Origin of the sequence: Shewanella sp. SM68 (genome assembly GCF_025653925.1) — a bacterium.
Taxonomy (GTDB): Bacteria; Pseudomonadota; Gammaproteobacteria; order Enterobacterales; family Shewanellaceae; genus Shewanella; species Shewanella oncorhynchi.
Genome location: NZ_JAKKRU010000002.1, coordinates 307,925 through 334,666 on the forward strand (window position 1 = coordinate 307,925; position 26,742 = coordinate 334,666).

Here is a 26,742-nt window from a genome sequence, read left to right on the forward strand (position 1 = left end):
GAATCACTAAGCTTGCAGAGCTAATTACTCAGACATAAAAACGCACTCCTCGGAGTGCGTTTTTGTTAGTGTATTTTTTAAGCCAGCTTCTGATCATCAGATGTAAACTGGCTTCTACGCATTAGATTTTAAAATTACTCACCGCACGGAATAAGAACTCAGCCTGCGCCTTAAGCTCATCCGATGCGGACGCATTTGCATCTGCCGCATGGGATGACTCCTCAGCGATATCGCGGATCACCACCACGTTCTTGTTCACTTCGGCCGCCACCATACTTTGTTCTTCAATAGCCGCCGCAATTTGAGTACTCATGTCCATAATATTACGCACGTCGTTATTGATAAGCTTCAATAAAGCGCCAGCACTTGCCGCTTGTTCAGCGCTTTCAACGCCTTGTTTTTGGCTAGATTCCATCAATTGCACAATCGATCGGGTACGCGTCTGCAGGGTTTGAATGATGTTAGCAATCTCTTGGGTTGACGATTGCGTCCGCATCGCTAAGTTACGCACTTCATCGGCAACCACAGCAAAACCACGGCCCTGCTCACCCGCACGCGCCGCTTCAATCGCGGCATTCAAGGCTAAAAGGTTAGTCTGCTCAGCAATGCCGCGGATCACATCTAACACGCTACCGATAGTCTCGCTGTCACGTTCCAATTCGTTAACGACCGCTGCTGAGCTATTCAACTGCTCAGCAAGTGACTGGATTTTATGTATCGTTTGCTCAACCTCTAATTGACCACTTTGGGCATTATCGTGGGTCTGACCCGCTTTTGATGCCGCTAATTCGGTTGTTTTAGCAATTTCCTCAATCGTTGCGCCCATCTCAGTGATTGCTGTTGCGACCATGTCGGTCTCATTAAGTTGTTGGCCCACACCTTCGGAGGCGAGCATGGCATTTTCTGAAACACGTTTACAGGAAGTGTTAATCGTTGCGACCGACTCAATCACTTGCTCAATCAGCTGTTGGAAGCTACTCACCATGCTATTGAAATGCTGTGCAATTTCACCAAGTTCATCTTGGGTGGAGGCATCGCACCTCAATGTCAGATCTTTACTCACTTCGATGCGAGAAATGATCTGCGTGATACGCTCAACCGGCGCGATAATACTGCGGATAATCAAGTAGGTAATGATTGATAGTAGTAACGCAATAAAGATAAACACAGTAATACCGACATTAACACTACTACTCTCAGCATCATCAATGGCCTTAAGTGCTAAGTTATGTAAGTCATTCGCACTACTTTCAGTTTGTAGGTTAGCAGCGATAAGACGCGCCATAGTGCCATCCTTCTCTGTCAAACCAAGTTGCTGCTCCTTATTAATTAAGCTTTTGAAATCTTTCTGATACTGAGTAATAAGCTCTTCAATTTTCCGTTGAGTATCAATATCGATACTCGAGGCATGAAGCTTGTCATTAAACTTACCAATATTGGTATCGAAGGTTTCAACATAACTTAACTCACGACGCAGCATAAAATCCTTTTCGTTACGCCTAAGTTGTAGCATAGCCACTTCGAGTGCGGGCTGATCAAATTCCTTGAGTAGCGTTTCAACATTATGTACCGCAGTGCGCAATGTGCCGTACAAACCTGTTTTAGGTGTTAAGCCAATTTCCTGCTGTAGTAACACCACTTCAGAGAAAGCGGCTTGATACTGATTTAAATTACTGTCGAAACTTTCAAGCGATGCCGTCGACATACCGTAGTCTTTAAACACTCTCTCTAACTCGGGGACAATACTGTCGATTGCCATGTGGCTTTGCTTATGCAGCTCGACATATTTTAAATCCTTACGAGCGAAGAAATCCTTTTCGTTTTTACGCAGCATCAAAACATCGCGCTCTAACTCAAGCACACTTTGAGCCGCGTTAGAAAGTTCCGATTTCACCGAATTTGAATAGAGTTGTAATCCAAACATGGCAATTAGTGCCGAAATAGACACTGCAGCACTGAGTAACAACTTTGAGCGGATTAACATAGAAAGTCCCCGAATATATAATCTATCTTAAAAAGATAGCTGGAAATTAAGCCTTTAACAGCGCAAACATAGCAATACATTAAAAGTTCACATCAAATACTTTGATAGCTTGTCGATTTAAGCTCCCATACTGTGAGTACCGCATTATTTTTAACTTAGTTCTTCAGGGTGATACCCTACCGTTACTACAAAGTATTTCGTTTTAATTACGTTAAATATACCGTCTCAAAGCAGATGTAAGTGTCATAATATCAATTGATATAAAATGAATTACTTCATTAGCTTAGCAGTACTTTTTCGGGAGAATTCTACTACAAATTACAAAAATGTTACGCTGGATAATTGATCTAAATAAAATATATTTTTTAAGGTTCCAAACCTTTTGTAGCGCCCACAGCGTCAAAACTACAACACTCAATCATTATGGCAGGAAATTACAGTGACAGCAGGGATCCTCCCACTCAATGGCTCAATGTCTGACTTTGAACTGGTCACCTTAGCGAGCCAAGGAGACAAAACTGCCTTCAAGTTGCTGTATCAAAGCCATTACCAACGTATTTACGCCCTATCACTGCGCCTTTGCGGCCATAGCGCTATGGCCGAAGAAATTACCCAAGAGTGTTTTATTTTAGTGTGGCAGAAGTTGCCACAATTTCGAGGTGAGAGTCAGTTTTCCACTTGGTTACACAGTATTTGTGTCAATCAAGCATTGAGCAGCATTCGTAAACAAAAGTCCTTTTGGTCACGATTTATTCCGCTGGAACATGAAACTGAGCCCTTAAGCTCTGATAGCAGCTATAGCGGATTAGATAAGTTAATTTTCAAACTGCCAGAACGCGCTCGCATGGTTTTCGTACTCTGTGCAATCGAAGGTTATCAACATGATGAAATCGCTGACTTACTTGGCATTGCCGTCGGCACCAGCAAGACCCAATACCATAGAGCTAAGCAACTACTACAGGAGATGCTGTAATGACGTTAACGCCGCTTTCCCGTGAACAACAGCTTGAGCAATTGATCAATAGCGCGCCCAAAGAGATGTCGCCTACACATGATCTGTGGCAAGGCATTGAAAAACGCATGGATAAAACGCTGATAGCCCAAACGTACAAATCCCAGAAGAGTCACGCTTGGGCGATAGCGGCTTCGTTTATTATTCTAGCGGCATTGGGATATACCCAATTGCCCTATTTCAACTCATTCATAATGCAGCAGACAGAGCTTGCCCAGAACCAAGCTATGCCAGAGCAACCAGGGGATGCGGCCTTACATTTATTACTCACCCAAATTGCAACATCGCACCAAGCGCAAGTGGACAACCTAGAACAGGCGCCAAATGCGCTAATGTGGCAAACGAGCAGTTTCAGCGCACCCGTTGAGCAAGGTTTAACTGAGCTAAGGTTCGCAGCAACACAGATTTACCAAGCTTTACAAGCGAATCCAACCGATAAACAACTTTGGCAACTCTGGCTTTGGGTGCAGCAGCGTGAGCTCGACCTATTACAACAGGGCCAAAAATTACCCATTAGAAACTCGACACAAGGAAACACCCTATGAGCAACCGCAATCTCACTAAAGCTAGCCTATTGGTTTCGACACTCTGTTTAGGCTTAATGGGCAATGTGTTAGCAGCACAAAGCGTTGATAAACAGTTAAGTGTCAGCAGCGACACTCAACTGCAGATCAAAGTCCAACGCGGTGATGTGACCATTCAAACATGGGACAAGAGTGAAGTGAGTGTCACTGGCACATTAGATGAATTGAGCGAAGGCTTTGTGTTTGAGCAACAGGGAAATAATCTCAATATCGAAGACAAGATGCCTCGCCACTATAATGGCAATAATGACAAAGGATCACAGCTCACCATTAAAGTCCCAAAGACGGTTAAACTCAGTGCAGATACCATCTCTGCCAATCTGCAAGTTGCCGAAACTCAAGGTGAACTAGATTTGAATACGGTAAGCGGCAATATCAACGCCAACAACTTAAGTGGTAAACCTGAGTTACATACAGTCTCTGGCGATATCACGACCAAAGCACTTGATGGAAAAATCAAATTAGAAACCGTATCCGGCACGATTCAGGACACTGACAGTAAAGGAGAAATGAATTATCGCCTCGTTAGCGGTGACTTAAAAAGCCACACTCAAGCAGAAAAAGTCACGATTGAACAAGTCTCAGGTGAAGTGAATGCTAACTTTAGCGTCACCAAGGAAATCGAGCTCAGAACCGTCAGCGGAGATTCACAAGTGTCACTCGCTAAAAACTTCAACAAAGCAAATTTTGAAAGTGTGAGTGGCGATATTACCGTGATCTTTAATGATGTTCCCGATGCAAGCTTCAACTTAGATGGGGGTCCTGGTGGAAAAATCAACAACGGTTTAACCCAAGATGTACCGCAAAAACAAAAATATGTACCAAGCACAGAGTTATCATTCCAAACAGGCTCTGGCGCTGCCAACGTGAAGATGAATACCATCAGCGGTAATCTGATTTTAAAGAAACAGTAATAAAAGCTATTTAGCACAAATAAAAATGCCGCCAAAGCAAAACTCGGGCGGCATTTTTTATATCAAACTCGTTAGACTGAAGCTATCTCTTCAGCCGTCAAATATCGCCATTCACCCAGTGCTAAGGTGGGGTCTAATTCAATTTGCCCTACACTTTCACGATGCAATCCTTGCACATGATTGCCCACAGCGGCAAACATACGCTTCACTTGATGATACTTACCTTCGGTGATGGTTAATCGCACTAATTGTGGATCAATAATCTCCAGTAACGCCGGCTTAGTTAGACCATCTTCACCGCGCAATTCAACGCCAGCGGCAAATACCGCAATCAAACTAGCATCCACAGGCTCAGCGAGTTGCACTAAATAGCGTTTGCCACATTCTTTCTTCGGTGAGGTGATCTTATGCGACCATTGGCCATCACTGGTAATCAACACGAGACCTGTAGTATCGGCATCTAAACGACCAGCAATGTGCAAAGTTTCTGGCTTAGGCACATCCACTAAGCTCAATACCGAAGGGTAGGTTTCATCTATCGTCGAGCAAATAGTGTCTACCGGTTTGTTAAGCATTAAATAACGCTCGCCCACTAAGACAATCGGCTCGCCTTCAAGGCAAACACACATACCTTCAGTCACTTTAAAACCCGAGTCTTTAACGACTAAGCCATCACAAGTAATATCACCGCGATGCAGGGCTTTTTTCGCTAATGAGCGAGTCAGTGAGGTACTCTCACAGATAAATTTGTCTAAACGCACGTTAATACTCAACTTCAATAAAGAAAACTGCCGTATTATGAAGCCGACCAGTTCAAAGGGCAAAGAATTGCTGCTCAACGCGACCTGTGTTTCTATATTAGCCCTTACGCATTGACAGTAATCACCATAGGGAAAGATGCTATGACTGAATTCCAAAAGATGATCACAGGCCAAGAATATGATTGTCTTGACAGCGAACTCTTAAGTTTAAGAACACAACAGCAGCGACTGAATCGACAATTAAATCAAACGATTGCTCAAAATAGCACTGAGTACACCCAACTCTGCCAACAACTTCTGCCCCTTAAATCGCCAGTCGCAACTATCTCCACGCCGATTTTTATCAGTTATGGCATCAATCTTACTCTTGCTGACAGAGTGTTCATCAATGTCAATGTCACCTTGCAGGATAATGCCCCCATTTTTATTGATGAACAGACTATGGTCGGCCCCAATGTACAGTTTTATACCTCAAGTCACCCACTTGATGCCGAGCTACGTTGCTCAGGTTTGGAAACCGCTAAAGCGATTCACATCGGTAAACGGGTATGGATTGGCGGCGGCGCAATCATAATGCCAGGAATCAATATTGGTGATGATGCCGTCATCGGTGCTGGCGCCGTAGTGACTAAAAATGTCGCAGCCAAAACAGTGATTGCAGGTAACCCTGCAAAACTAATTAGGCAACTGAATTAACCCTATTTTAAAATGATAAATCGAAGTGCTCACTTACCTGAAAAGGCCTGCATACGGTAACTTTGCAGCTACTGACTTAAATATGCTCACTGGTAACCTTTAGTTACATATCACTCAAGATAAATCCACGATAAACAGTGTAATGACCTTGTTTCGATTCCTAGTAAGGCATTAACATAGTTCATTGCGCCTGAAGCAATCCCATTTTGCCAAAATAACAGCCCCAATAATGGGCACAATAATAAACTCGAAGGAAACAACATGAGAAAAGTACTCATTGGGGGACTGTGTGCCTCACTTATCGCAGGCCTGACTGCCTGTAATGACAAGGCTGCCGAAGTTAAAGCACCTGAAACTGCTAAAACAGCCACCGCAGCGGCAGTGACTCAAGCACTAGGTTCTGGAATTGAATTTGCTAATTTTGATAAAGCGATTCGTCCACAAGACGATTTCTATAAATACGTTAACGGCACTTGGCTAAAAAACACTGAGATCCCATCCGATCGCACTAGCATTGGCGCTTTCTACGATTTACGTGAAAAATCACGTGACGACGTAAAAGCTATTATCGAAGAAGTGGCTGCAACGCCCAATCTCGCCGCTGGTACAGACGAGCAAAAAGTGGCCGATTTATATCGTTCATTTATGGATACAGAGACACTCAATAAACTGGGAGTCACACCAATCCAAGGCGAATTTGATGCTATTAATGCCTTAAAAGATAAGAATGAATTAGTGAAGTACTTCGCCCACAGCCAAATCGCTGGCGCGGGTACCCCAATAGCATTTTATATCGATATCGATGCGAAAAACTCTAGCCGTTACGCAACGCATCTCTATCAATATGGCCTAAGCCTGCCAGAGAAAGACTACTACTTTAACGAATCAGAACGCTTCGTTAATATCCGTAAGGCATATGTCGCCCATATCGAAAAAATGTTTACCCTTGCGGGTCTTGCTAACCCTAAAGCCAGTGCTGAAGCTATTTTAGCCTTAGAAACGGCCATTGCTGCCAAGCACTGGGATGTGGTAGAAAACCGCGACAGCACTAAGACCTACAATCTATATCAAGTCAAAGATCTGCCAACACTGGCACCGGATATCGATTGGGCAGGCTACTTAGCCGCTCTTGGCGCTGACAAGCAAACCGATATCATAGTTAACCAACCTAGCTATATCCAAGGGTTAAACGAAGTTTTAAAAACGACTGAGTTAGCCACTTGGAAAACCTATATGCAATGGCAAGTGCTGACGCACGCGGCGAGCAATCTAAGTGAAGCGTTAGACAATGAAAACTTCGCTTTCTTCTCTAAAACCTTAAATGGTCAAGAAGAACAAGAACCTCGTTGGAAGCGTGGCGTTGCAGCCGTCAATGGCGTTCTTGGTGAAGTTGTGGGTAAAGTGTATGTCAAACGTCACTTCACTCCAGAAGCCAAAGACCGTATGCAAGCACTGGTTGAAAACCTGCGTGGTGCTTACGGCGACAGCATCAAAGAATTAACTTGGATGAGCGACAGCACTAAAGTGGCTGCGGCGGATAAATTAGCAAAATTCAACCCGAAAATCGGTTACCCGAACAAATGGGAAGATTACAGTAAGCTGACCATCAAGGCAGACGACTTAGTCGGTAACGCTATGCGTGCCAGCGAAGTTGAACATGCTAAATCACTAGCCAAACTGGGCGCGCCAATCGATAAAGACGAATGGCACATGACGCCACAAACGGTTAACGCTTACTACAACCCAACCATGAATGAAATCGTGTTCCCTGCTGCCATTCTGCAACCACCATTCTTCAATTTGGCGGCTGACGATGCAGTCAACTACGGTGGTATTGGTGCGGTAATCGGCCATGAAATGGGCCACGGTTTTGACGACCAAGGCGCTAAATTCGATGGCGAAGGCAACATGCGTGATTGGTGGACAGAGCAAGACTTGAAAGAGTTCTCTGCTCGCGGCAAAGCGCTAATCGCACAGTACGATGGTTACGCAGTGTTTGATGATCTGCATGTCAACGGCAGCTTAACCTTAGGCGAAAACATTGGTGACTTGTCAGGTGTGACTATCGCTTATCGTGCTTATAAGAAATCGCTTAACGGTAAAGATGCACCCGTTATCGATGGCTTAACGGGCGATCAACGTTTCTTCATCGGCTTCACGCAAATTTGGCGCGCAAAAGCCAAAGAAGAAGCCATGCGTAACCGCGTAGCGACCGATCCACACTCACCTGCGGAATTCCGCGCACTGGGTGCACTATCTAACATGCCTGAGTTCTACACTACATATGATGTAAAACCTGGCGATGCTATGTATATCGCACCAGAGAAACGCGTAAAAATTTGGTAAGCCAAATTTAAATCACTGTTCAGCGGCATAAGCTGGCCAACAATGGCGCTCACTGTTACAGGTGGCGCCATTTTTATTTCCTTAAACCACTGAGCCCCATGCGCAAGATGAACAAGTCTTCATGGTTGGTTCAGCTTTAATTAAGCAATAGAAGCCTATGGTGGGTGCGTGACCTGAATAACTCACCCATAAGGAAGTAGGCCGCATGACTAAGTTATTTCGTACTTTTTTTATTTTTCTACTCTTATTATCGAGCCGCGCTGGTGTAGCAAATCCTCTCGACATCAGTGACAGTAAAGCAGAACGTGGTAATTACAGTGCAAGACAGGCATCAAGCCATGACCTACAAGGTCTATATGCACTCAGCAGTCAGACCTTCGATGCGCCTCATCAATCCTCGAATGACTTATCCGTGCTCCATCACCAAGCCTATGATGCACAAGCTGAACTCGCCCAATTACTCACCAATATTGCCCATTATTCACAGGCACAAGTGATTGTTCCGCCAGTAAAGAGTTACCAAAGAGCTGCCGATAAAGTGGCCACAAAATTTAACGGTGATGCCAGCCAAATTACCGACCTTGCAAGGGCAAGTATTGTGACCGACAGCATTCAAGATCTGATGCAGGCCTACCAAACTTTGAATGAGCACACCCAAGTTGTGAAACAAAAAAACCGCTTTGCCGAACCTAAAGCCTCCGGCTATCGCGATCTCAATCTACTGGTACGCTTACCCCAATCAGGCATGATTGCTGAAGTGCAGTTACACCTACAGGATATCGCTGATATCAAAAATGGTCCTGAACACAAGGTATATGAAAAAGTACAAAGGATTGAGGCCAATGCTCGTAAACAACAACGTTCACTAAGTGAGTTTGAACTCGCGCAGATTGCCCAATTACGTCAAGAATCACATAAGTTGTACCACAAGGCATGGCTTAACTATAAACGGGTTGATGAAGCCAGTTTATTAAGAGCCTCAGTCGCTTAACTAAAAAGCTTCCACTCTTGCGCTGGTTATCTGTAAAGGTGCCAGCGCCTTTTTTTATATTTTACAGTGCCTGAAAAAACATATTAAAAATAAGCTGAAAAATGCACTCTCTCGCATCGAACGTCTTTTTAAGTATATAATCCCGCGCCATAGCCCTATCAGCAGGAAATGCCATGCACGACATTATTGAGCAACTCCAAGAACGCAGCGAAACTGTTCCTGTACCACTCGAATTACCCACATTTGAGCAGCTCGTCGAAGTCGAAGAGCAAATCCTGATTTCATTGCCAAGGGAGCTAAAAGAATACCTGCTGTATGCCAGTGATGTGATTTACGGCACGATAGAGCCAGTAACAGCATCGGATCCCTACTCGCACACCTACCTGCCCGAAGTGACTTGCTATGCGTGGTCCATCGGTATGCCAAGGGACATGATTGCCATTTGTCAGCAAGGTGATGCTTTTTACTGTATCGACCAAGATGGTCAAGTACATTTCTGGAAAAACGGCGACTTTACCGATATCTATTGGGAGTCGTTTTGGGAATGGGTTGAAGAAATCTGGTTAAAGATCAAATACTAATTTTACTTTTATTGCATTGAGAACACGATTATGTCTAAGAACATTGGCTTGAATGCCATCGAAATGAGCTACTTACGCCAGTCACTCAGCTTAAGCGCGGCTCAAGTTGGTGCTCTGACTAACCATAGCGAAGCCGATGTACTCGCCTGGGAAAGCGGTGAACAACTGGCACCTGATCTGGCGCAAAAGAAACTGCTTGATATTGATGACATCATTGAGATGCAAGTGCTCAACACCTGCGATGGTATCGAAGAACTATTTAAGAAAGAACCTAAGCGTCACTTAGCCTTCGTGGTCTACCCCACTCAAGCGGTTTACACACAATACAACCCCGAATTCTTAAGTTCACTGCCTTTTACTGAGCTGTACAACACGGCAGCTTGGCGCATTAAGAAAGAGTGCAAACTGGTCCTAGAAGTCGACGTCAGCCTAGTGGCTCTCGACGTGGAGGCCTACAAAGCCTTCCGTGAACCGACCAAAATGAGTGAAAGCCGCGAAAGTCGCGCAAAGTGGGCAGCGACTCAGTTATAAACTCAACCGTCACAAGTTTTAACCCTATAAAAATAAAGGCCAATATCATTATTGGCCTTTTTTATTAGAGATCACACCACCCATCATAAATGACGCACCATTCCGAATGAAATGACGCTAAGCGGTAGTTAGAAGTTCATCGTGAATTTAGTGTAAATGTAGCGGCCCATAGGATTATGTACTGAAATAACATAGCCGTAGAGATCCGTATCACCGTCACCGATAGCAAATGGTGGCTCTTCATCAAATACGTTGTTCACGCCTAGTGTCAGCTTGAACATTTCATTGAAGCGATAAGTACCAGACATGTCGACCAATAATTGAGAGTCGATCATACGAGACTTATTACTTTCAAAATCAAGTACACCATCGAAATTGATATCTGGAGTATCTTCAAATTCACCGATGTAACTCAAATTAATATTGGCGGCAAAATTATCCATAGTCCAGTTAGTGGTGAGTAACCAGCGATGTTGAGGAAACTTATACTCACCCGTGTAATCCAGACCATCTTTCTCAAAATTATGTAAGTAACTGTACTCTAAGCCAAACTTCAAATCCCCATAGCTATCTAACTCAAAACCATAATGACTAGAGACATCCATCCCTTGTACATCTTGAGAGCTTAAGTTGATAAAGCTTGAATGGATAATACTGATCGGACCTAAAGTTTGACCTAGCTGTGGCGCTAAGCGCTCGCACACAGTGCTATTTTGATCGTTACAATTTGCAGTATAGATATCGCCTAATGGCTGTTTATCAATTTTGTTGTCTTGCGTGATGCTAAAGATATCAAAACCCACATCAAACGTCTGACTCGGCGCCCAGATCATACCGACGTTCCAAGTTTCGGATTCTTCAGCATCCAGCTCAGAGTTACCTTCAAATTCAGTGTTGTAATCTAAGGCTTCACAATCAACATTATCGGCAGCGCAACGGTAAGTATCGACAAAGAAACTACTTTCGCGAGATGGACCAAGACCGATTTGCGCTAACGAGGGTGCACGGAAGCCCGTAGACCAAGACGCGCGCGCCGTTAGCTCGTCAGTCACTCCCCATTGAAAGGCGACTTTAGGGTTAGTCGTTGAACCAAAATCGCTGTAATGATCATATCGACCAGCGAGTTGCAACTCGAAGTTATCCGTGACTGGAATAGATAATTCCATATAAGCGGCATATTGCTCACGGGATGCCGCCGCAGAGACAGCTTCAGTACCAAAAATCAATCCACGTTGGAATTGCTCATCGGGCACATCACTGACATCTTCTTCGCGATATTCAGCTCCCGCCGCCATCATGATGTCGCGACCAGCCAAGGTAAATGCTTGACCAGATATGTTAGCCGCATAAGATGTCATGTTTGACAAGCCTTGGCGTACTAAACTGGTGGTAATAGCGTCAATGACCTCTTGTGAGTTCATCGTGCCGCCGAAAGGATTGTAACGACCCGCATCAATTTCACGTTGCAAATAATCTGTTCTTACCCAGCCTTGGCTGCGATCACCCGTTTGAGTCGACTCACTTCGACCTTTTTGAACAGAAGCTTCCCAATCCCACTCTTTTACTACACCGCGTAAACCAGCAACTAAACGTAAACTATCGGATTCAATATCCCAACGTCGTGCGCCCGCATCAACCGTACGGAAGCGACCAATTTCAATATCTTTCCCCCAAGGATTATTCGGGTGAGATCCAGGTACAGTTAAACCAGCATCCTCGTCAAGTGGTGTCGGTGCTCCACCTGCGATTGAGGTATTGTGCTGCGCCGCTAACTCTAAAAATGCTGTTAAATCATCATTAAAATGATAGTCAAATTGGCCAATAGCCCCTACGCGCTCCGCAGCCGGCGCAACAAAATTGTATGAGCCGTACTCAAATAAACAACTTCCACTCGCGGTTGCACTATCAGCAGGACAAGCAGGGTCGATAGTTTTAACACCATCAACATAGAAATACCCAGGAAAACCACGGGAAGAACGAAAATCTTCACCACCATAAGGTGATTGATTTGAAACACCAAAACGTCCTAAATCAGTCGCAGCTAAAGTGTCATTTTTGAAATAGTCGAGGATAACGGAAGCACTGCCCTTATCGGACTTCATCCCCCACACCATATTCGCTGTAGTTTCATCGTAGCCAGTGCCTGAAGCATCACCGTAGCCAAGATTAACCTCAATGCCTTCAATATCTTTTTTCAGAACTATGTTAACCACACCCGCGATCGCATCAGAACCATAAATAGCCGATGCACCATCCTTCAGTATGTCGATACGTTCAATAGCTGATACCGGAATATTATTGATATCAACAAAGGAATTAGTGATACCTTCGGCAAAAGCACTCGCCGCAACACGACGACCGTTAATTAACACTAAGGTCGCGTCTGGGCCTAAACCACGTAGACTGATAGATGCGCCGCCGTTGGCGGTTGAATCTTGGCTGTTTCCTCGGGTAGAAAACGCGCCAGCACCATTGGCAGGCATGCGTTCAAGTAATTGCTGCAGGTTATCAAATCCCATATTGGCAATATCGTCTTTACTGATCGATTGAATAGGGGAAGGGCCTTCAATATCGGTACGTTTAATACGGGAACCCGTTACTTCAATACGTTCAACTTTTTCTGCACCTTTATCGGCAGCATGGGCCACTGTTGGCGCATATGCCATAGCAATTGCGATTGCACAAGCACTGGGTAGAATCTGAGGTCTGTTCATACATTTCCCTTGTTTTATTTATCTCATTAAAATTATTTTAACAATAAGAAAACCATAAATTAACAATACACAAGGTAATGAGTTACAAACCAAAGTCAATGGCAGAGAAATAAAAGTTAAGCTTTTGTTACATTTGAGGCAGTGTATTTTCCTCATACGAGAATCAAAGAAGGTCTAAGCACTAAAAATTCAACCTACAAGACAAGTCGCAGTATTTGAATATCAGAATTAAAGGAAGAAAGATGGAAGACAAGATTATTTATCAAGCAGAGTTTGAAACCCATTTAGGTTGGTATTGGCTGCTTTCAGGGGCCGCCTATTTCAGTCTAAGCATAATAGGTATTCCCTTGTTATTACTTTGGTTTCCAATCGGGCTATGGGGGACTCGCCGCTATATTAACAACATGAGTGCGCAGCTCACCAGCAATAAACTTATTGTCAGGAGGGGCATATTAACTCGTACTGAAAACACAGTGCCTTTGGACAAAATTACCGATATGGCATTGATCGAAGGCCCAATTATGCGCCTATTTGGTCTGCATAAACTCACGGTAGAAACCGCAGGGCAATCGGGCGCAGGCGCATTGATAAGCTTAGTCGGCATAGTCGATGCGCCTCGATTTAGAGCCCTCGTATTAGAGCAAAAAGAGCGGCTTACCCAACCCTTGCACCCAATAAGCCCATCGACACAGCCAGATAATACGCTGTTACAAATCGTAGTCGAAATGGCTGCAAGCTTAAAACGCATTGAAACTTTACTCAGCCAAAAATTAAACAGATAAATTGAATAAAACGACTTTTAGTTCAATCACTTTACCTTTAATGTTGAGCCACTCACTTAGCGTTAGCGCGGCTTTAACATGAGCGCAGCCTTAGCATGAGGGCTTATTCGATTCCCCAGATTAATTTTCAACAGGCATTTTTAATAACGACATGACAGAATCTTCAGTAACTTCTCCTTCATCTTCTTGGATGACACACCTAACTCTCGGCATTAAAGCCATGGGCCCAGGTGTACTTATGGCCGCCGCGGCGATTGGCGCATCCCATTTAGTCGCCTCGACTCGGGCGGGCGCCGAATTTGGTTGGCAACTGGCTTGGGTTATTCTTGGGGTAAATTTACTTAAGTATCCCTTCTTTGCAGCTGGCGCACGCTACACAGCTGCCACAGGGGAGAGTCTACTGCACGGCTACCAAAAACAGGGCCGAGGTTACTTACTGCTGTTTACTGGGCTCAATGTGATCGCCGCCATTGCCAGTACAGCAGGGGTGTGCATGTTAACCGCCGCTATGTTGACCCAATTTATTCCGCTCCCCATCGATTGGTTAGCCCTACTGGTATTGCTGAGTTCATTGGCTTTACTGATTTTAGGCCATTATCAACTGCTTGATAGACTCACTAAGATCATCATGTTCGCCCTAACCTTAACCACCTTAATTGCCGTGGCCTTGGCTTGGGATCACGCTCAACCATTAGCGAGCAATTTTGTCTCTCCTTCACCTTGGCAATGGGCCCATGTGGGATTTTTGGTCGCCATGATGGGTTGGATGCCAGCACCGATTGAAGTCAGCGCTTGGAATTCTCTCTGGTTGCTCGAAAAACAAAAAAGCCAGACGGTCACGAAAGCGCAGGCACTGCTCGACTTTAACTTAGGCTACCTCATCACTGCGATCCTCGCGATCGTGTTTTTGTCATTGGGCGCCTTAGTGATGCACGGCAGCGGCGAACACTTTTCAGATTCCGGCGCACAGTTTGCTAATCAATTGATTAATCTTTACAGCCAAGTGATGGGCGGCGAGAGTCGTTATCTTATTGGTATTGTGGCATTTTTGTGTATTTTCAGCACCACAGTAACAGTGATCGATGGCTATAGCCGTACCTTAGATATGGGCTGGCAGTTACTCACCTCAAAGACCAGTTCAGACAAACGTCTCACAGGGATCATGCTCGCCATCAGTGCCTTAGGCTTGTTACTGATCCTCTTCTTTAAAGGCGCACTGTTGCCGCTACTCGAGTTTGTGATGATCTTGGCCTTTATGACCACAGTCATTTTTGCTTGGTTAAACTACCGCTTAATGACCAGCAAACAGCTCCCCGAAGCCGATAGATATGGCACTAAGATGAAGCTACTCTCTTGGTTTGGCCTAAGTTATCTGCTGATTTTCGCGGCACTGTTTATCTATTGGTACAAGGTCATTAAAGGTTAATTACCCAGAATGTTTATGCCGAAGCAATAAATGGCCTTAAGTAACTGGCATTAAATTCCCGCTGAATTCTGCATTTAAAGTGGTTTGGGTATATAATGCGGGCTCTTAAACCAGACAGCGCAGCCGCGCCAAGAGATGACCATGATTAATAATGATATTTTGCGCCGTTTGCGCTTCGTGTTTGATTTTAGCAATGCAAAAATGATTAAAATTTTTGCTAAAGCTGGAAGAGAAGTGCCTGTCGAAGAGATGATTGATCTTCTACGTAAAGAAGAGGAAGAAGGTTATAAAGCTTGTAACGACACGACCTTATGTCAGTTTTTAGATGGTCTTATCATAGAGAAGCGCGGTCTACGTGAAGGTGCAGAAATTCCAGCGCCCGTTTCACGTTTAAACAACAACCTCATCTTTAAAAAGCTGAGAGTTGCCCTCGAAATGCGTGAAGAAGACATAGTAGCAGCTTTGGCTTTAGCCGAAGTGCAAATGTCAAAATCAGAGCTAAGCGCCCTGTTCCGCAATCCAGACCACAAGAATTTTAAAGAGTGTGGCGATCAAATACTGCGTAACTTTATCCGCGGCTTATCACTTAAGTATCGCGGCGTATAACGCTAAACTTATGACATAAAACGCAGCTTAGGCTGCGTTTTTTTATATCCGTTTTTATCTACACCTGAGCTTGTTTGGATATAAACAAGACCTTAACAATTCCATCTCAACAACCTCAGAAATCCTGTTTAAAACAGCTGACTTTTTTACTGCTGCAAAAAAAACCACAAATACCTCGTTCCACGGACAACAAAGATCACATTTCATGATAACCTTACGTGACTTACAGCACGTATTGACCACTTAAACAATAACTCAAAAGGTTACCCATGGACGATAATAAACGCCCCCTCTATCTTCCGTTTGCAGGACCTGCCATTCTTGAAGCCCCACTGATTAACAAGGGCAGTGCATTTTCTGAAGAAGAGCGTATTTTCTTTAACCTCGAAGGCTTAGTCCCCTATGCCATTGAAACGATTGAGGAGCAGGCTTCTCGCGCCTACGATCAATTTAGAAGTTTCAATAACAACTTAGACAAGCACATTTACCTACGTAATATCCAAGACACAAACGAGACCTTATTTTATCGTTTAGTGCAAAATAACATCAGCGAGATGATGCCCATCATCTATACGCCGACGGTAGGTTTAGCTTGTGAACGTTTCTCGAAAAACTATCGCCGCAACCGTGGTTTGTTTATCTCCTATCCGAACAAAGATAGGATCGATGACATCCTCAATAACTCGACTCGTCAAAAAGTTAAAATTATCGTAGTCACTGATGGTGAACGTATTTTAGGCCTTGGCGATCAAGGTATTGGCGGCATGGGGATCCCTATCGGTAAGCTGTCACTCTACACTAGCTGTGGCGGTATCAGTCCAGCTTATACCCTGCCTATTACCTTAGACGTAGGCACAGATAATCCGCAGTTGTTAGAAGATCCTATGTATATGGGTTGGCGCCATCCACGCATCGGTGGCGAAGAATATGCCGAGTTTATCGAAGCCTTTATGCAAGCCGTCCACGTGCGTTGGCCGGATACTTTGATCCAGTTCGAAGACTTTGCCCAAAAGAATGCCATGCCAATCCTAGAGCGGTATAAGGATCGCTATTGCTGCTTTAACGATGATATTCAAGGTACTGCTGCGGTTGCCGTTGGTTGCTTGCTCGCCGCGTGTAAGGCTGCGGGCACTGAATTGAATCAACAACGTATCGCCTTCCTCGGTGCTGGTAGTGCCGGTTGCGGAATTGCCGAAGCTATCGTGGCACAAATGGTGTCTGAAGGGATCAGCGACGAGCAAGCTCGCACTCAAGTGTGTATGGTTGACCGTTGGGGCTTATTGCTCGACAACATGCCTAACCTGTTGCCATTCCAGCAAAAATTGGCGCAGAAATGCACCAACATCCAAAATTGGAGCAATTTCAGCGACAATATTTCACTGCTCGATGTGGTTAACAACGCCAAGCCGACAGTGCTGATTGGGGTATCTGGCGTTCCGGGTCTCTTCACCGAAGAAATTATTCGCGCTATGCACAGCCATTGTGCTCGGCCGATTATTTTCCCTATGTCGAACCCCACCAGCCGCGTAGAAGCGACACCGAAGGACATTTTGCATTGGACCTCAGGTCAAGCACTCGTCGCTACGGGCAGCCCATTCGAGCCTGTGGTTGTCGATGGTGAAACCTATGAAATTGCCCAGTGCAACAACAGCTTTATCTTCCCAGGTATTGGCTTAGGCGTATTAGCTTCGGGCGCACGTCATGTATCCGATGCCATGTTGATGGCTTCAAGTCGCGCACTTGCCGAATGTTCGCCACTGGCAATCGATGGTACTGGTCCACTACTGCCTAAACTCGAAGATATCCATGCTGTGAGTAAGCATATTGCTTTCGCAGTAGGTAAAGTCGCAGTTGAACAAGGGTTAACACTGCCAATGAGCGATGAGATCTTACAGCAGTCGATTGAAGGCAATTTCTGGAGTCCAGAATATCGCCGCTACAAACGCACTTCGTTCTAAGCATAGCGTTGCCGCGACCCAAGTCGCAGTAAAGCAGCTTAGTTGAGCGTTTGTGCTAGCCAGCAAAAAGCCCGTTACTTTGCAGTAACGGGCTTTTTCATTTCAATAGAACACTAAGGTGCCATCACCTGTTTAAAGCTATTGAGCAAAGCACGATCGGTACGCGCTTTCTTCAACTTACGTAGGCTTTCTTTGAGCGATTCATCGGCTAAGCGCGTAAAAATGCCATTATATTCTTGCTCTTGGATTGCACTATCGGTATCGGCTTGCTCAGAAATTTCTTGGGCGACACGACTCAATTGCAACCAAGCATTCGCGATATAGAAACCGTGGAATGCGGCTTGTTCCATTAGATTACGCGCACTGGCAGGTAAAGATGCCCAAGCTTGGCTAAATTTACCTTCCCTGTCTTCCAACAGTTCGGCACACAAACCTTGGTACGCTGCTAATAAGTCACCCGGTAATTTCGCCATTGGTAACACTTTATTCGCAACATTGTAAGAAATCTGCTCGGCAGTTTCACGGTAAACAGCTGATAATTCACTCATAAAAATCTCGATTCGCATCCCAAAAATAGACTCAAAACTGGCCACTCACATATAAACCATAAACGCCGTTACCCGCAATCGGCGTAACTGTAATCCCCTCATAGGGTTGAGTAAAATACCAACCCGCCAGCGCTCCAATCGCCGCGCCAGCTAACACATCCTCGAGGTAATGTTGGTCGCTCGCCACTCGTGTGTAACCCACATAAGATGCGGCAACATAGGCAGGTAAACCATATTGCCAACCATAGCGCTGCTGAATAAACGTCGCCGCCATAAAGCTGTCTGAGGTATGACCCGATGGAAACGAATCATCGCCACTATCGTCTGGCCTGTCTTTACTCACACTATACTTAAGACCTTCAACAATTAACCGACTCGACACCGCTGCCTGAATTAACTGCCAACTACCGTCATAACCCTCTTCATAAAACAAGGTCGCGCCCATCGCAGTAGCGGGTAATAATAAATGCAATACATCGCCAGAGGTTTCTAAATCTGAGCCTGCCCAGCTAGTGCCACTCATAATGAATAATGCAGCACAGAGTAATTTCTTCAAGGGTGATTCCTTTGTGGGATAATAACCAAGGCGGAGTTTATACCTTGATCATTAACCGAATGCAAAATTGCTATACATCTATATTAAAAATGAGCAAACAAGTTATGCTAAGCTAATAATTAGCTATTGATTTTAATTCGAACAGGAATCTTTTTTGCTACATCAACTTAGGTATTTATCATTCTCCTTATTGCTGCTTCTACTGCCGCTCAGCAACGCTATGGCAGAAGAAAAGACTCAGGTTGATAAAATATTTGCAAGATTTGAAAGCGGCGTCCCTATGACCCGTGAAGAAATCGAAAGCAATCTAGTGTTATTAAGCAAACTAATTTCGACTGACGATGTCACCCGTCATGAAAAGCTGCAACTGCTTAAATGCTGGGATCAGAATACAGAAAACGACACCGCTATTGCACTGGCACTTAAAAATACTAACCAAGCACTGAGCAATATTCCGCCAACCGCCTCCCCCCATTTCATTACCGACCTCACTCTCTGCCGCTCTTGGTTTCTGCAATTAAGTGGTGATATGGATGGCGCGATGGAAGGCTATAATCTCAGTGTTAAACGTGCCTATGAGCATGAAGACCTTAAGCTAATCGCCGACTCGCGCAGCATTCGCGGCGCACTTTACTCTTATATTGGCGATTTTTCTGCGGCATTAGACGATCTCGTCACAGCGCAAGATCTCTATGAATCACTCAATTTAAGCGGTTGGGCTAACATTAACCTTGCCGATGTTGCTACCAGTTTTAGACGTTATGGCGATCCCCAAAGTGCAATCCGCTATTACACCAAACTCAAAGCTCTCTATCTAAAAAACAATAACCAAGAACAGGCAATGTATGTCAACTCGGACATTGGCCTTGCCTTAGATGAACTCGGTGAACATCAACAGGCCGTAGATAATTTCTTAGTAAGTTATCAATACTTCAAGGAACATCAGCAGGAAAAAGTGGCAGCAACTATGGCAACGAATATTGCCTACAGCTTAATCAAACTCAATCGTCTAAACGAAGCCGAAAAGTATTTAATCGAAGCCGATACTGTTATTAATGAAAAAGATCTGACCGATTACAGCTTCATGAAGCTTTTTATGGCCGATATAAAGTTTCAACAAGCTCGCTATAAAGAGGCGCTTACCGAACTTGAGCAAGGGGAAAAAGCCTTTCGCACTCTGCAGAATAATCGGGGACTCACTCAACTGCTGCAGCTTAAAAGTAACATATATGTGGCTATGAATGATTTATCTGCCGCCTACGGAGCGCTGCAAGAATTTGTTACCCTAACAAAAAAAGTCGATGGCAATTCTCTCTCCCATCATACGACAGAATTAAAGGTCAAGTTTGATACCAGTCGGATTGAATCTGAAAATCAACGCTTGATTGAAAACCAAAACCTTAAAGAACAAGAGCTCGCGCTACTCGAAAAGAACAAATCACTGCAACACATTATCCTATTACTAGCGGGCTTTATCCTGACGATAGTGTCTATATTCGCTTATAAACAAGTACATAGAAATCGCCAACTGCAAGTTATTGCCCTCACGGATTACCTTACCAAACTCCCTAATCGTCGGCATATTTATGCCCAAGCCGCGAAATATTTTCAGCAAGCCTTAAAACATCAAAGCCCTTTTTCAGTGATTATTTTTGATGCGGATCACTTCAAAAAAATCAACGATAACTTCGGCCATGAATTAGGCGATCGCGCCCTTATGACCATTGCAAATGCAGGCCGAGCCTTATCAGGTAATAAAGACCTCGTTGGCCGCATCGGTGGTGAAGAGTTTTTAATCCTATTGCCTAACACTGACGCCACAGGTGCGTTAGCGCTGGCGCATCAATTGCAGAACCATATTAGCCGCCTTAGCGCACAGAATTTACCAGCAGAACTCAAATTAACCGTTAGCGCTGGTGTCGCCACTTTAGAACCACAAAATAATACTGAAGATGCATATCAAGATAAAGATTTTGCCACCTTGCTAAAGCGGGCCGACAATGCTCTTTATGAGGCTAAAAATGCGGGCAGAAATTGTGTGAAATCAGCCAAGAATGAGGCTTTAAGAGAGAATTAAACGGCCTTATGCCAAAACACTTGATGTTGTAATGGCGGTGGCAAAGTGCCAAACCATGTCTGATACAGACGACTAAATTCACCCGAGTCTTTCATTTTCTCAAGCTCTGTTTGCCAACTGATAACGGTTTCCGCCGACGTCCCTTTAGAAAAAGCTAAATAGAGATTAATCTCCGATACCACAAACACTTGGCGGATATCTGTCTCACTCGCGCCAACCTCTTCGAGTATCTGCTTTACCGCAAGATCCGCTTGGCACCAAAAACGAATTCGAGAAAACAGCAACTGTTTCGCCGATTGCTGTGGAAAACTCGCCACCAGCAAATTATCCACGCCCGCTTGTTGTAGCAACTGCGCACCCGCCGATTCCCGATAAACCCCCACAATATCTGTCGATTGAAGTTCAGCAAGTTGATCGAGAGCGATAGGATCTGCCGCCCTTGCGTACAATGCAATTTTGCTGGTCGCAATAGGACCGATAAAATCAAACTGCTCAGCTCGTTCATCATTAATTGACGTAGCAAAAAGTAAAACGTTCGCAGAGGTATTAGCAATCGAATACGCCCGAGCCCAAGGTAACACATCGATTTTTTCACTCTGACCCAGTCTTGATTGCAAGGTATTGACTAAGTCCACCGCAAAACCTTGCGGCACACCATTTTGCTCGTAACTCATGGGAGGCCAAGCTTCGGTCACCAATTTCAACTTGTCAGGCGCCGCAAAAACAAGATTAGGCATCAGGCCTAATAAGCTCATCGCAAGAAAACACGCCCTAAGGGGAATCGCACTCAGCATACGAATACCAAACGATAAACAGTAGACCTAATCATAGACTCAATCCCAACAGCAAATAAACAAATACCCCAAAGAAAATATCGCCTCACGCCCCCTTCTGAGTAAACTCGTCCTCAATAAGTGAAAACTGCTATCATATTGCCACCTAGCCAAGAGCCTCGCTGCAATCAATTCATGTCAACTTTAGTCAATCAAACCCCAAGCCAATCCTATGCCAGCATGCTGTCGCGGCTCGCTCTGCAAATTAAAACGTGGGGAAAAGCACTCGGATTTGCGCAGGTTGGCATTTGCGATACGGATTTAACCGCTGAAGAAGCCAAACTCCAAGCATGGCTAGACAAAGGTTTTCATGGCGAAATGGCCTATATGGCTACCCATGGCATGATGCGCGCTCGCCCGCAAGAACTGCATCCGGGCACAGTGCGGGTGATCTCCGTACGGATGGACTATTTGCCACCCGAAGCTGGCTTTGCAACGAATCTCACCGATCCCAACTTAGGTTATATTTCCCGTTATGCCGGAGGTCGTGACTATCACAAGTTGATCCGCGCTCGACTTAAAAAGCTCGGAGATCAAATCAGTGCAGAGTTAGTTGCTCTCGGTTTCGATGCCGCTGACTTTCGCCCCTTTGTTGACTCAGCCCCTGTACTTGAGCGCCCCCTAGCCGAAAAAGCCGGTATAGGCTGGACAGGTAAACACTCACTCATACTCAACCATGAGGCTGGCAGTTGGTTCTTTTTAGGTGAGCTACTGATCAATTTGCCTCTACCTGTGGATATTCCCATTCAAGAAGGCTGTAACACTTGTGTCGCCTGCATTACCTCCTGTCCAACGGGTGCAATCGTAGAACCTTATGTGGTCGATGGCAGACGCTGTATTTCCTATCTCACCATTGAGTTGCAGGGCGCTATTCCCGAAGAATTTAGGCCACTCATGGGCAATCGCATCTATGGCTGCGATGATTGCCAACTCGCGTGTCCCATCAATCGCCAAGCGCCGCTGACTGAAGAAACTGACTTTCATATTCGTCCGCAGTTAAAGCAACCTGACCTTCTCAGCCTTTTTGCTTGGAGCGAGGCCGAGTTTCTTAAACAAACTGAAGGCAGCGCCATTCGTCGCATTGGACATAAACGTTGGCTACGTAATATTGCAGTAGCACTGGGTAACGCTCCCGCGAGCCCAAGCATTATTGCCGCACTTAACGCCCGCAATCACAGCGAAGATATCGATGAGATAGTGCGTGAGCATATTGAATGGGCGCTTAATGCCCAGCAATCGCGCCTTGCTGAAAGCGCAGCAACTGAACAACAAAAAGCCCGCCGCAAAACCGAGCGCATGGTGCGCATTATCGAAAAAGGCTTACCGCGAGATGCTTAAGTTAGTCGGCAAGCAATAAACAACAACGGATGCATAAGCATCCGCTGTTACTAACTCAATAAACTCAGTAAAAAAATATTTCACTCAAGCATAATATTAACCAAGGCGGTGACGTAGTTCTCGCGTGGCATCGACCATGTTTTTCAGTGCGGGTTCGACTTCATCCCAAGTACGGGTTTTTAGGCCACAATCTGGGTTGACCCACAGCTGACGTACGGGCACTTTTTGCGCCGCTTTCTCGATTAAGTGCACCATGGCCTCCACACTTGGAGTGTTTGGCGAGTGAATGTCGTACACACCGGGACCGATTTCATTGGGATATTCAAAATCTTCGAAGGCATTGAGTAACTCCATCCGTGAACGCGAAGTCTCGATAGTGATCACATCGGCATCCATGGCGGCAATCGCGGTAATCGTATCATTGAACTCGCTGTAACACATGTGGGTGTGGATTTGAGTCTCATCAATAACCCCTGCAGCGCTGAGTTTAAAGGCATTCACCGCCCAATCTAAATAGGCTTGCCACTCACTTTGTTTCAATGGCAGACCTTCACGGAAGGCTGGCTCATCAATTTGTATAATGCCAATACCTGCATTTTGTAAATCCACCACTTCATCACGGATCGCCAGCGCCAGCTGAGTCGCAATCACATCGCGGCCGATATCTTCACGGGCGAATGACCAATGCAGAATCGTCACAGGGCCAGTTAACATGCCTTTTACAGGCTTGTCTGTTAGGCTCTGGGCAAACTCGGCCCAATCGACCGTCATCGCCTTTGGACGACTAACATCGCCATAAATCAATGGCGGCTTAACACAGCGTGAGCCATAACTTTGCACCCAACCATTTTTAGTAAAACCAACGCCCGCAAGCTGCTCACCAAAGTATTCCACCATATCGTTGCGCTCGGCCTCACCATGAACCAGCACATCGATACCGAGTTTAAGCTGGCGGTCGATAGTATCGCGGGTGACTTGCTGCAATTGTTCGGTATATTGTGCATCACTTAGCTCGCCCTTGCGCCAGCGACTGCGTAGTCCACGGATTGCCGGTGTTTGTGGGAAGGAACCAATGGTAGTGGTCGGCAACAGAGGTAAACGATACTTCTGCTGCTGCACAGCTTGGCGTACGCTAAAATCACTGACACGCTCATAATCGGCAGATGTCAACGCGGCAACGCGGGCAATCACTTGACTGTCGGCGGCCTGCGCTTTCGCCTCACGGCGTGCCAAACAGGTTTGCACAATCTCTTTTGCCGCGATAGATTCAGGTGCCAGTAGCAATTGGCGCACATTGGCCAGTTCGAGTAATTTCTGCTTCGCAAACGCGAGTTGTTGACGCAGCGCGGGCTCAAGCGTGGCTTCCACCTCTAAATCCACAGGGCTGTGCAGGAGTGAGCAAGAGGTACCGATCCACAAGCGATCTCCGAGATCACGGGCAACCGCGCCTATGCGTTCGGCAATCAAATCCGCCTCTGCCGCCCACACGTTGCGGCCATTGACCACACCCGCCGACAGAATTTGATCTTGACCAAGCGCATTGGCAAAGACTGCCAATTGATCCGGCGCTGTGACTAAATCGATATGCAACCCCGCGACCGGCAAGGCCGATACCAGCGCTTGATGGTGTGCGATACCGCCGTAATAACTGGTAAGAAGGATCTTCACCTTCGCAGTGCTGAGGGCTTGATACGCCTCAGTGATCGCTGCTTGCCATTCGCCATCCAATTCCAATGCGAGCATGGGCTCATCGAGCTGTACCCATTGCACTCCCTGAGTAGCAAAACGCGCCAAAATGTCAGCATAAGCAGCTAATAAATTGGGTAATAAGCTTAACTTATCAAACTCTTGGCCCACAGTTTTAGCAAGGAACAAGTAGCTAACAGGGCCGAGTAGCACAGGTTTGGCTTTATAGCCTAGCGCTTGCGCTTCGCTGACTTCCTCAAAAAACTGCTCATAGGCAATCGAAAACACTTGGTTTTGCGTGAGTTCAGGTACTAGATAGTGATAGTTAGTATTGAAATACTTGGTCATTTCAGAGGCTGGCGCATCTTGGCCCGTTGGCGCTCTGCCGCGGGCAACACGGAATAAAGTATCGAGATCGATGCCCCCTTCACCACGGTGACGTTCAGGAATAGCATTTAAGGTCGCGCTTAAGGTCAGTACTTGATCATAAAAGGCAAAATCACCCACGGGAACTTGCTCAATGCCAGCAGCCGTTTGCCACTGCCAATGGGTGCGGCGAAGTTCGCTCGCCACTTCACGCAATTGCGCCTGAGTGCTCTCACCACGCCAGTATTTTTCTAAGGCAAATTTCAATTCACGACGACGCCCAATACGGGGAAACCCAAGACTATTTAATTGCATACTCTATCTTCCTTTATTTGAGATAAGCCACATTCGGCACTTGCACCCACCAGATTGTTTTCTCTTGGCACTTTTCAGCACTTCAGCCTTGATAAATAACAATGGGCGTCTGGACGTCTAGAAGTTTATTGTGTTAGTCTCTATGCCAGCAACCGAATTGATTTCAAGCACAACATGAGCGAAATTCACTTGGAGTGAACATGATCGAACTAAGACACCTGCGAACCTTAATGGCCCTGAAAGAAAGCGGCAGTTTGGCGGGCGCAGCCAAAAAACGTTTTGTCACTCAATCCGCCCTCTCCCACCAGATTAAGGAGTTGGAGCAAAGGATTAACTCGCCCATTTTTGTGCGTAAGAGTAAGCCACTGTCATTCACCCAAGAAGGTGCACGCCTGCTGCATCTGGCCGAAGAAATTTTGCCTAAGGTGTTAGAAACCGAGACAGATTTGAAGAATGGGCTGGAAACCGAAACCAATCAGTTGCGTGTCGGCATTGAGTGCCATAGCTGTTTTCGCTGGTTAATGCCTGTAATGGAGCAATTTAGACAAGATCATCCGACAGCCGAGTTAGACTTGTCGAGCCGCCACTTGTTCGACTCGCTCAATGCCTTAGAAATGGGTGAACTGGATATTGTATTAACCTCAGATCCTGTGCCTGGGCATTCACTCGCCTACCAGCATTTGTTTGATTTTGAAGTGAAGTTAGTGGTTGCTAAGGATCATCCTTTAGCGAAAGAAGCCTATGTCACCCCTAAGCAATTAGCACACTTGCCTATTATCAGTTATCCAGTGCCGTTGACGCGTTTAGACATTTATCGCCACTTTTTAGAGCCTGCGGGCATAGAGGCGGGCGAGCAAAAAACCTGTGATTTAACCATGATGTTATTGCAACGCATCGCCTGTAAAGACGGCATAGCCGCACTGCCAAGTTGGTCGATTAATGAAGGACATGGACTGAGTCTCGCTACGGTAAAACTCGGCCAAGAAGGTCTGAAACGACCGCTATTTGGTGCCTATCGCCGCCACAGTGCTAACTCTGCATTGATCCAAAATTGGTTACAACTGGTGGCGAGGGAAGGTTTATCCCGCCAGCAGAAGACGAATTAATGCGGGTGACATTGAGTAAAAAAGCCTGCGA

Annotated in this window: 22 protein-coding genes; 15 read left to right on the forward strand and 7 right to left on the reverse strand. The window is 45.5% G+C overall.

Annotation, left to right across the window (positions count from 1 at the left end; translation table 11 throughout):
• Window positions 1–121 precede the first annotated feature (121 nt).
• Complete coding sequence (locus tag L5M40_RS04440; protein ID WP_263256279.1) at window positions 122–1,984, reverse strand: methyl-accepting chemotaxis protein; 1,863 nt, start codon at window positions 1,982–1,984, stop codon at window positions 122–124.
• A gap of 439 nt (window positions 1,985–2,423) precedes the next feature.
• Here L5M40_RS04440 and L5M40_RS04445 point away from each other — a divergent pair, with 439 nt between their 5' ends.
• Genes L5M40_RS04445 through L5M40_RS04455 form a run of 3 tightly spaced genes read left to right on the forward strand, consistent with a single transcriptional unit; the run spans window position 2,424 to window position 4,494 of the window.
• A complete protein-coding gene (locus L5M40_RS04445) occupies window positions 2,424–2,957 on the forward strand; it encodes an RNA polymerase sigma factor (protein WP_105250152.1) in 534 nt (177 codons plus the stop codon).
• A complete protein-coding gene (locus L5M40_RS04450; RefSeq protein WP_219233832.1) occupies window positions 2,957–3,541 on the forward strand; it encodes an anti-sigma factor in 585 nt (194 codons plus the stop codon). Before L5M40_RS04445 ends, L5M40_RS04450 begins: the two co-directional genes overlap by 1 nt.
• Window positions 3,538–4,494: a DUF4097 family beta strand repeat-containing protein gene (locus tag L5M40_RS04455; RefSeq protein WP_263171672.1), complete on the forward strand. Its 957-nt coding sequence runs from the start codon at window positions 3,538–3,540 to the stop codon at window positions 4,492–4,494. The genes L5M40_RS04450 and L5M40_RS04455 overlap by 4 nt, the downstream gene beginning before the upstream one ends.
• A gap of 71 nt (window positions 4,495–4,565) precedes the next feature.
• On the opposite strand, the gene rsuA is transcribed toward L5M40_RS04455, so the two are convergent.
• The gene (rsuA, locus tag L5M40_RS04460) at window positions 4,566–5,318 is read right to left on the reverse strand and encodes a 16S rRNA pseudouridine(516) synthase RsuA (RefSeq protein WP_263171674.1); all 753 of its coding nucleotides are present in this window, start codon (window positions 5,316–5,318) and stop codon (window positions 4,566–4,568) included.
• Between the two features lie 78 nt (window positions 5,319–5,396).
• Between rsuA and L5M40_RS04465 the strand changes: the two genes are divergently transcribed.
• The 5 genes from L5M40_RS04465 to L5M40_RS04485 all read left to right on the forward strand — a co-directional run bounded on the left by L5M40_RS04465 (window position 5,397) and on the right by L5M40_RS04485 (window position 10,400).
• Entirely contained in the window at window positions 5,397–5,951 is a 555-nt protein-coding gene (locus L5M40_RS04465) for a sugar O-acetyltransferase (RefSeq protein ID WP_263146524.1), read from the forward strand.
• 261 nt (window positions 5,952–6,212) lie between these two features.
• Window positions 6,213–8,297 (forward strand): M13 family metallopeptidase, encoded by a 2,085-nt coding sequence (locus tag L5M40_RS04470; RefSeq protein WP_168824750.1) that lies wholly within the window; start codon window positions 6,213–6,215, stop codon window positions 8,295–8,297.
• Between the two features lie 205 nt (window positions 8,298–8,502).
• Window positions 8,503–9,288 (forward strand): RelA/SpoT domain-containing protein, encoded by a 786-nt coding sequence (locus tag L5M40_RS04475; RefSeq protein ID WP_198571878.1) that lies wholly within the window; start codon window positions 8,503–8,505, stop codon window positions 9,286–9,288.
• A gap of 173 nt (window positions 9,289–9,461) precedes the next feature.
• A complete protein-coding gene (locus L5M40_RS04480; RefSeq protein WP_113939053.1) occupies window positions 9,462–9,869 on the forward strand; it encodes an SMI1/KNR4 family protein in 408 nt (135 codons plus the stop codon).
• 30 nt (window positions 9,870–9,899) lie between these two features.
• Window positions 9,900–10,400 carry a DUF4447 family protein gene (locus tag L5M40_RS04485; protein WP_168824748.1) on the forward strand — a complete coding sequence of 167 codons (501 nt, stop codon included), beginning with the start codon at window positions 9,900–9,902 and terminating at the stop codon, window positions 10,398–10,400.
• 128 nt (window positions 10,401–10,528) lie between these two features.
• Here L5M40_RS04485 and L5M40_RS04490 read toward each other — a convergent pair whose 3' ends face one another.
• Complete coding sequence (locus tag L5M40_RS04490; protein WP_113939055.1) at window positions 10,529–13,114, reverse strand: TonB-dependent receptor; 2,586 nt, start codon at window positions 13,112–13,114, stop codon at window positions 10,529–10,531.
• A 242-nt stretch (window positions 13,115–13,356) separates the two neighbouring features.
• Between L5M40_RS04490 and L5M40_RS04495 the strand changes: the two genes are divergently transcribed.
• The 4 genes from L5M40_RS04495 to L5M40_RS04510 all read left to right on the forward strand — a co-directional run bounded on the left by L5M40_RS04495 (window position 13,357) and on the right by L5M40_RS04510 (window position 17,886).
• Window positions 13,357–13,896 carry a PH domain-containing protein gene (locus L5M40_RS04495; protein WP_263177105.1) on the forward strand — a complete coding sequence of 180 codons (540 nt, stop codon included), beginning with the start codon at window positions 13,357–13,359 and terminating at the stop codon, window positions 13,894–13,896.
• A 151-nt stretch (window positions 13,897–14,047) separates the two neighbouring features.
• Complete coding sequence (locus tag L5M40_RS04500; RefSeq protein ID WP_263177106.1) at window positions 14,048–15,322, forward strand: Nramp family divalent metal transporter; 1,275 nt, start codon at window positions 14,048–14,050, stop codon at window positions 15,320–15,322.
• 141 nt (window positions 15,323–15,463) lie between these two features.
• Window positions 15,464–15,928, forward strand: a complete 465-nt coding sequence (locus L5M40_RS04505; RefSeq protein ID WP_168824742.1) for a DUF1456 family protein — start codon at window positions 15,464–15,466, stop codon at window positions 15,926–15,928.
• Between the two features lie 269 nt (window positions 15,929–16,197).
• Complete coding sequence (locus L5M40_RS04510; protein ID WP_263256281.1) at window positions 16,198–17,886, forward strand: NAD-dependent malic enzyme; 1,689 nt, start codon at window positions 16,198–16,200, stop codon at window positions 17,884–17,886.
• A gap of 113 nt (window positions 17,887–17,999) precedes the next feature.
• On the opposite strand, the gene L5M40_RS04515 is transcribed toward L5M40_RS04510, so the two are convergent.
• Complete coding sequence (locus L5M40_RS04515; RefSeq protein ID WP_105250165.1) at window positions 18,000–18,434, reverse strand: DUF3069 domain-containing protein; 435 nt, start codon at window positions 18,432–18,434, stop codon at window positions 18,000–18,002.
• A gap of 31 nt (window positions 18,435–18,465) precedes the next feature.
• Complete coding sequence (locus tag L5M40_RS04520) at window positions 18,466–18,990, reverse strand: phosphatase PAP2 family protein (RefSeq protein WP_212599716.1); 525 nt, start codon at window positions 18,988–18,990, stop codon at window positions 18,466–18,468.
• Window positions 18,991–19,210: 220 nt separating this feature from the next.
• Here L5M40_RS04520 and L5M40_RS04525 point away from each other — a divergent pair, with 220 nt between their 5' ends.
• Entirely contained in the window at window positions 19,211–21,067 is a 1,857-nt protein-coding gene (locus tag L5M40_RS04525; RefSeq protein WP_173913147.1) for a GGDEF domain-containing protein, read from the forward strand.
• On the opposite strand, the gene L5M40_RS04530 is transcribed toward L5M40_RS04525, so the two are convergent.
• A complete protein-coding gene (locus L5M40_RS04530) occupies window positions 21,064–21,861 on the reverse strand; it encodes a substrate-binding periplasmic protein (protein ID WP_173242870.1) in 798 nt (265 codons plus the stop codon). The genes L5M40_RS04525 and L5M40_RS04530 overlap by 4 nt on opposite strands.
• A 174-nt stretch (window positions 21,862–22,035) precedes the next feature.
• Between L5M40_RS04530 and queG the strand changes: the two genes are divergently transcribed.
• Window positions 22,036–23,238 (forward strand): tRNA epoxyqueuosine(34) reductase QueG, encoded by a 1,203-nt coding sequence (gene queG, locus L5M40_RS04535; protein WP_173242868.1) that lies wholly within the window; start codon window positions 22,036–22,038, stop codon window positions 23,236–23,238.
• Window positions 23,239–23,334: 96 nt separating this feature from the next.
• On the opposite strand, the gene metE is transcribed toward queG, so the two are convergent.
• The gene (gene metE / locus L5M40_RS04540) at window positions 23,335–25,605 is read right to left on the reverse strand and encodes a 5-methyltetrahydropteroyltriglutamate--homocysteine S-methyltransferase (RefSeq protein ID WP_212599714.1); all 2,271 of its coding nucleotides are present in this window, start codon (window positions 25,603–25,605) and stop codon (window positions 23,335–23,337) included.
• A gap of 200 nt (window positions 25,606–25,805) precedes the next feature.
• Here metE and L5M40_RS04545 point away from each other — a divergent pair, with 200 nt between their 5' ends.
• Window positions 25,806–26,711: a LysR family transcriptional regulator gene (locus tag L5M40_RS04545; RefSeq protein ID WP_028761667.1), complete on the forward strand. Its 906-nt coding sequence runs from the start codon at window positions 25,806–25,808 to the stop codon at window positions 26,709–26,711.
• Window positions 26,712–26,742 lie beyond the last annotated feature (31 nt).

What these genes read in the sequence shown, in the direction of transcription:
- L5M40_RS04440 (WP_263256279.1), bottom strand. Translation starts at nt 1,984, where the DNA reads ATGTTAATCCGCTCAAAGTTGTTACTCAGTGCTGCAGTGTCTATTTCG.
- L5M40_RS04450 (WP_219233832.1), top strand. Translation starts at nt 2,957, where the DNA reads ATGACGTTAACGCCGCTTTCCCGTGAACAACAGCTTGAGCAATTGATC.
- L5M40_RS04455 (WP_263171672.1), top strand. Translation starts at nt 3,538, where the DNA reads ATGAGCAACCGCAATCTCACTAAAGCTAGCCTATTGGTTTCGACACTC.
- L5M40_RS04465 (WP_263146524.1), top strand. Translation starts at nt 5,397, where the DNA reads ATGACTGAATTCCAAAAGATGATCACAGGCCAAGAATATGATTGTCTT.
- L5M40_RS04470 (WP_168824750.1), top strand. Translation starts at nt 6,213, where the DNA reads ATGAGAAAAGTACTCATTGGGGGACTGTGTGCCTCACTTATCGCAGGC.
- L5M40_RS04475 (WP_198571878.1), top strand. Translation starts at nt 8,503, where the DNA reads ATGACTAAGTTATTTCGTACTTTTTTTATTTTTCTACTCTTATTATCG.
- L5M40_RS04480 (WP_113939053.1), top strand. Translation starts at nt 9,462, where the DNA reads ATGCACGACATTATTGAGCAACTCCAAGAACGCAGCGAAACTGTTCCT.
- L5M40_RS04485 (WP_168824748.1), top strand. Translation starts at nt 9,900, where the DNA reads ATGTCTAAGAACATTGGCTTGAATGCCATCGAAATGAGCTACTTACGC.
- L5M40_RS04490 (WP_113939055.1), bottom strand. Translation starts at nt 13,114, where the DNA reads ATGAACAGACCTCAGATTCTACCCAGTGCTTGTGCAATCGCAATTGCT.
- L5M40_RS04495 (WP_263177105.1), top strand. Translation starts at nt 13,357, where the DNA reads ATGGAAGACAAGATTATTTATCAAGCAGAGTTTGAAACCCATTTAGGT.
- L5M40_RS04500 (WP_263177106.1), top strand. Translation starts at nt 14,048, where the DNA reads ATGACAGAATCTTCAGTAACTTCTCCTTCATCTTCTTGGATGACACAC.
- L5M40_RS04505 (WP_168824742.1), top strand. Translation starts at nt 15,464, where the DNA reads ATGATTAATAATGATATTTTGCGCCGTTTGCGCTTCGTGTTTGATTTT.
- L5M40_RS04510 (WP_263256281.1), top strand. Translation starts at nt 16,198, where the DNA reads ATGGACGATAATAAACGCCCCCTCTATCTTCCGTTTGCAGGACCTGCC.
- L5M40_RS04515 (WP_105250165.1), bottom strand. Translation starts at nt 18,434, where the DNA reads ATGAGTGAATTATCAGCTGTTTACCGTGAAACTGCCGAGCAGATTTCT.
- L5M40_RS04525 (WP_173913147.1), top strand. Translation starts at nt 19,211, where the DNA reads ATGGCAGAAGAAAAGACTCAGGTTGATAAAATATTTGCAAGATTTGAA.
- L5M40_RS04530 (WP_173242870.1), bottom strand. Translation starts at nt 21,861, where the DNA reads ATGCTGAGTGCGATTCCCCTTAGGGCGTGTTTTCTTGCGATGAGCTTA.
- queG (WP_173242868.1), top strand. Translation starts at nt 22,036, where the DNA reads ATGTCAACTTTAGTCAATCAAACCCCAAGCCAATCCTATGCCAGCATG.
- metE (WP_212599714.1), bottom strand. Translation starts at nt 25,605, where the DNA reads ATGCAATTAAATAGTCTTGGGTTTCCCCGTATTGGGCGTCGTCGTGAA.
- L5M40_RS04545 (WP_028761667.1), top strand. Translation starts at nt 25,806, where the DNA reads ATGATCGAACTAAGACACCTGCGAACCTTAATGGCCCTGAAAGAAAGC.